Annotated in this window: 8 protein-coding genes; 2 read left to right on the top strand and 6 right to left on the bottom strand. The window is 44.7% G+C overall.

Annotation, left to right across the window (positions count from 1 at the left end):
• Positions 1-337, top strand: a 337-nt coding sequence (locus tag OB13_RS02590; RefSeq protein ID WP_461488586.1) for a hypothetical protein, incomplete at its 5' end; no start/stop codon positions are given.
• Between the two features lie 111 nt (positions 338-448).
• Here OB13_RS02590 and OB13_RS02585 read toward each other — a convergent pair.
• On the bottom strand, positions 449-838 hold the full coding sequence (locus OB13_RS02585) for a hypothetical protein (protein ID WP_461488585.1): 390 nt from the start codon (positions 836-838) through the stop codon (positions 449-451).
• A gap of 7 nt (positions 839-845) precedes the next feature.
• Complete coding sequence (locus OB13_RS02580) at positions 846-1,397, bottom strand: hypothetical protein (RefSeq protein ID WP_461488584.1); 552 nt, start codon at positions 1,395-1,397, stop codon at positions 846-848.
• An 89-nt stretch (positions 1,398-1,486) separates the two neighbouring features.
• On the opposite strand from OB13_RS02580, the gene OB13_RS02575 reads away from it, so the two are divergent.
• Positions 1,487-1,717, top strand: coding sequence for a helix-turn-helix domain-containing protein (locus tag OB13_RS02575; RefSeq protein ID WP_461488583.1), 231 nt, complete (start codon positions 1,487-1,489; stop codon positions 1,715-1,717).
• A 169-nt stretch (positions 1,718-1,886) separates the two neighbouring features.
• On the opposite strand, the gene OB13_RS02570 is transcribed toward OB13_RS02575, so the two are convergent.
• From OB13_RS02570 to OB13_RS02555, 4 genes are all read right to left on the bottom strand, one after another.
• On the bottom strand, positions 1,887-3,440 hold the full coding sequence (locus OB13_RS02570; protein ID WP_461488582.1) for a hypothetical protein: 1,554 nt from the start codon (positions 3,438-3,440) through the stop codon (positions 1,887-1,889).
• A gap of 29 nt (positions 3,441-3,469) precedes the next feature.
• A complete protein-coding gene (locus OB13_RS02565; RefSeq protein WP_461488581.1) occupies positions 3,470-3,793 on the bottom strand; it encodes a hypothetical protein in 324 nt (107 codons plus the stop codon).
• Positions 3,794-3,826: 33 nt separating this feature from the next.
• Entirely contained in the window at positions 3,827-4,147 is a 321-nt protein-coding gene (locus OB13_RS02560; RefSeq protein WP_461488580.1) for a helix-turn-helix domain-containing protein, read from the bottom strand.
• Between the two features lie 218 nt (positions 4,148-4,365).
• The coding region (locus tag OB13_RS02555; RefSeq protein WP_461488579.1) for a tyrosine-type recombinase/integrase at positions 4,366-4,883 on the bottom strand (518 nt) is incomplete at its 5' end.

Here is a 4,883-nt window from a genome sequence, read left to right as displayed (position 1 = left end):
TGAAATCCTTTCAGCTCGCCAAAAACGATACATTACGTACGTGCGCTATTCCCTTATGCTGGGTCCTGCTATTTACCTAACAATAGCCTATTTATTTGGGATTAGCATACCCACTTTTGGTATTCCAAATATCATTATAACTGTAATAACTGTGGCGATGTTCCTAGCCTTATATCCATATCTAATATGGCAAGATGTTAGAAGACACTCCAGTATTAAAATTTTAAACCGAAGCGATGAAAGCAATTTCTTTAGCAGGAAAAAAGATGACTTGCTACTTTTGGTTGTTGGAGCAGCACTTGGCTCCTTTTTTACTTGGATTATAGGAAACCTTTAGGATAGCATAAAAGTGGTCTCCCGCCTACACTTGAAGATTAAATCTTGTACTCAACTTAACAAGTGCTTAATTCTGATGTGAATTGTTAATGCCAATTTGAAATTTAAAAAATCATCGTGTTGTTTTGACAAACATCAGTTCAGGGTCATTGTCGTTTTCTCTGACACTCATTAGCCCGCCACCAACCATCTTAATTGTGTCAGGGTGCAAAATTTTAAATTTAAAATCACCAAGACTTAGTTCGCCTGACACAACGTTTTCAATGTACAGGTTCCCGTCTTCTATCTTGTAGCTGCGGGTCAGTAATTCATGGTAACCGTTCCCGTCTTTGCGCTTGGCAAGGAAAGACACTTTCGTTTCTGTGAACTCGTAGCCATAGCCTTCATGGTTAAGGAAGGTGCCCTTCACAGACTTCTGCAAAATCTGGTTATTTATGAAGTCGCAGGCTGAAAATGATAGCGCGAGGCCAGCGGCAATAGATAAGCGTAGAAACTGTTTCATGTGCTGTTTAGTAGCTATTTCTGATTACCATTTTGTCTATCCTGCTGTTGTGCCTTATGCAGGCTATGAGCGCCCAAATCATACAGGCGGGCCACTGCACCACTACAAGCCAGACAAGCCCGCCAAAAAGACCTATGGCAGCGAAAGAACTTGGCAGAACTGCGAGCGCCCCGTAGGAAGTCAGAAACAGGACGAACGCAGCTACGTCTACCAGAATCATCAGCAAGGCACCCCAAATGGAAGCGTAGAACAGCCCCAAAGGGCCCAACAGGAACGTCAGGGCAAGTGCTGCTAATATGCTTTTTTTTGACCCTACAAACACAGTGTTGTGAATCGTGGCATGGTTCTCTGAGTAGTGGCTGTAGCCTGTGTTATAGGCCACAGGAGCCGCTACAGGCGCGTTGTAGGCAGTGGAGTAGGAAGGCGCTGGTTGTACCCCAAACTCTCTGTAGTAGTCGTTAATTGAGCGCCTAGGATTAACCTTGAGCCATTGTTGCAGGGTAGGCGCTGCTGACGTGCCAACTGTATCAGCGGGCCGCGTCAAATTCGTTGTTTCCATCAAAATAAGGGTGAAATTTCCAGCTGCAATATAAGGAAATACAGCATACATGCTGTGTTGTAAATTAAAAAAAGCCGTGTTTTTGCTGTGTGAAAGGCACAGACAGCACAACTTTTCTAAAAGGCTTCGGCAAGCATGTAAAAGAACTGCGCAACAGGCGCGGTTTGACACAGGCTAACCTTGCCTTTGAAGCTGACCTATCCGTGTCACAGGTGCAGCGCATTGAATACGGCAATCATAACCTAACCATTCTGACCTTGATGGCATTGGCTAAGGCGCTAGAAGTGGAGCCTGCCCAACTACTTAAATTTGACAGGTGAATCAGTGCTTGTGGAGCCCTAAAGGACGTGTCTTATAGCGAGTTGTAGCAGCATAGTAAGCACTTCATTTAAAGGTGTTTTAAGGCGTTTTAGGCGCGTCTAGCATCGTGCAGCTAGTGTTACATTGCCGCGAGCTACAGGGGCTGAAAACGCCTTGTTTTGGCTTGAATTACGCGGCTTCAAAGTGCTCTGAAAGGGCTTCCACAGACCACGGCTCTATCTTCAGTTTAGGCTTGTACCCAACCAGTCTGCTTAACTCTTCTTCCATGACAGAACGCACGAACTCCACATGGTCTATTGTTGTCACAAGGCTGTCGTGAATGGAGAAGAGCGGCACACGCGGCTTCAGTCTGGTCACCCGCTTGCTGGACACTTTCAGTACTATGTGCGCTTCAATCTGCTGCAACAGGTGCGCCATGTTCTGGTACTTCTCCGCCTTAATGGTGTCATACAGTCTTAACACAGTTGGGTAGCGCTTGGCGAAAAACCTGTAGAAGTCAGGCGTGGATACGTGATTGACAGCGCGTACTTTGCCAAAGGCAACCATGCTCCACATTTCTTTTACACTGTCTCGTGTCGTGTTCTGGTCATGTTCCCTATTGAACGCGTTGCTTAGTTCTGTGTAAAAGTCACTCACTAAAATATCTCTGAAATATTGCTCTACGTCCCCGTGAAGCCCCTTTTCTATGCCTTTCTGTATCTCATTTACTAACATAAAGGGTGTAGAAAGAGAAGAGATAGAAGGGAAGACAGAGACAGAGACGTGTTCATTGTCATTAAGAGACATGAGAGAGAGTACATGTTCACCAGACATAGTAGAACCAGATTCACCAGACATAGTAGAACCAGACAATGAAGACTTAGGAACATGCCCTTTATCTATGCCATTCATTAAGTTATTTAAAAATTGTCTCTCCGCCGCAGGAAGCCCCCTTGTCTTGACCTTGTAGAAATTCGGATTGAACAGTAGCAGCGTCAGGTACGGCTGGCAGCACTTCACGTCAATGCTTGCCAATCGCTTCCCTCCGTAGGTCAGGAAGTGTCTGAAGTCCCTATTCATGCTGGTCAGGATTGTGTGCAGCCTGCCCGCCGTCTCGTCCACTACGAAAGGCAGCTTTTCAATGTCACCCGAATGGATAATGTCAATGATACGCGCCATGTGGTTATGCTTCGCTGACAGGTCTTCTTCAGGCCAGTAGTCGTCGCCAAGGAAAACGGACGTTTGTTCTGGTGTCATGTTAAGCGGGTACTTCTTGTGCAGGCGTTCAAATGCCGCGTCCCTGTCAATTCTCAAATTGCCGTGCGAGAACCACTTCCACAAGTTTTTGTGCAGTTCTTTTGCCTTGTCTTTCCGCGTGTCCTTTTCAAGTGACTTAATAAAGCGCTTGTCTGTCAGGGTCACCGTTCTGGTCTCGCCATTGAAAGGGGGCTTAAGGCTGTATAGCGTAGAGTGATAGCCATTGACATAGCCGATGACTGCAAACACGCCCCTAGCCACTAGATAGTCAAGGTACTGGTTGTAGTTTCTGATACCCGCGTGGCGCTGTAGGTAGGTGGAGTTTACAGGCACATAGCCGCCTATAATCAGGTCGTGCCTGAATGTCTCCATGAAGGCCACAGAACTGATGATGTACATCAGCTTGTCCCTGCTAAAATTTTCTATGTCTACTGGTGGTCTCCGCTCAAGCATTCTGTCCACGTCCAACGTCACTGGAATTTGCACCGTCATAGTGTTAAATATCTTTATGGCTGCTAGTTGTACATGTCATACACTTCCAAGGCATGGGCTATCTCTTCATGGACATACGCTTTGCCGTTGTATCCTGAAAGTTTGTGTTCTGGTAGATATCCATTAGTCACCAGTTTCTTTAATTTAGCTGGTGTTATGTCAGCGTACACACAAGCCTGTGGCCTAGTTAATGGGCACTTGAAAATGTCGTTCGGCTCTACTTCTGTGGCTGCATGCAGTTCCCACACTCCGTCAGGGTACAGCACATTAAAATTGGCTTTTCTGTAAACCATGCGTTGAAAGGTCGAAGCTTTAAGCTGGGAAAGTACACTTGCTTTTTTGTCCATGTCGGGATTATTAAATGATTTAATGAATTTGATTTATCGGGTTGCTTTAACTGGTTTGAAGGCTTGGTTGAGCGTTGAAGGTAAATAACGGTTGCCTCTTACGCCTTCAGTTTCTAGCTTAATGACTGCACCAGATTCTACCATCTTTCTAAGTGTTGGCACTGATACTTTAAGGTGCTTACACGCTTGTTTGGTAGTCCAAGGCTCTTCAGGTGTTGGCGCAGCGGATGGTTCTGCACTGAATGCAGGCAGGTTTTTCATAAATCGCTCTTCAAATTCATCACAAACACGGTGCGCAAGGGCGTTAAGAAGGGCATCAAGGCCAATAGAGTTCAAGTCAACAAGATTTACCACGTTGTTTAAAAGTTAAAATAATTAAATAATTTAAAAATGTTTATTATGCCTGTAGGCTGATTGATGTACACGAGAATCAACTTGGGAAAGTGCCTGTGGCATTCTTATTTGGGTTGTTTCGTGAATACAGTGCAAAGGTAGCGCGGTGCATACAGTTGGTGGCAGGTTTTCTGAAAAATTTTAAAAATCCAATAAAAAAGGGGCCGAAGCCCCTTTAATTAGATGTTTGACCATGCTCTGTGCATTTCATTCATTACATACTTGGTGTCTTTACCTAAGTACACGTTCAACATCTTGTCGTTTGCGTGTCCTGTTACGGCACGAATAGCTTCTTTTGTCATATTGCCATAGTGGTGCGATATGGTCACAAATGTTTTCCGTGCCGTGTGGCTTGAAATGAACTTGTACTTGGGGCCAGACAGGTTTACAGCTTTCTTGCCGCTGTACTTAACATTGTTAATATGACTGTTAATGCCAGCCAACTCGCAAAGTTCTTTTATGTACACATTAAGCTTTTGGTTTGATATTTCCTGAAACACCTTTGCGCCGCTTTGTTGGCTACTTAAATTATTTAAGATTTTTTCAGCGGGCGCTACAATAGGTACTTCTACCATTTCTGGCTTATTACCTTTAATTTGAAATAAGTGCCACCATAATTGTCCGCTACTGTCTCTGATAATATCACGCCATTCCAGATTGAGCACATCAGAAAATCGCTGACCTGTCAAGCATTGGA

The sequence above is a fragment of the Pontibacter sp. HJ8 genome (assembly GCF_054824225.1).
Note: the sequence above shows the minus strand (reverse complement) of the source record. Positions and strands in the feature narration are given on the sequence as shown.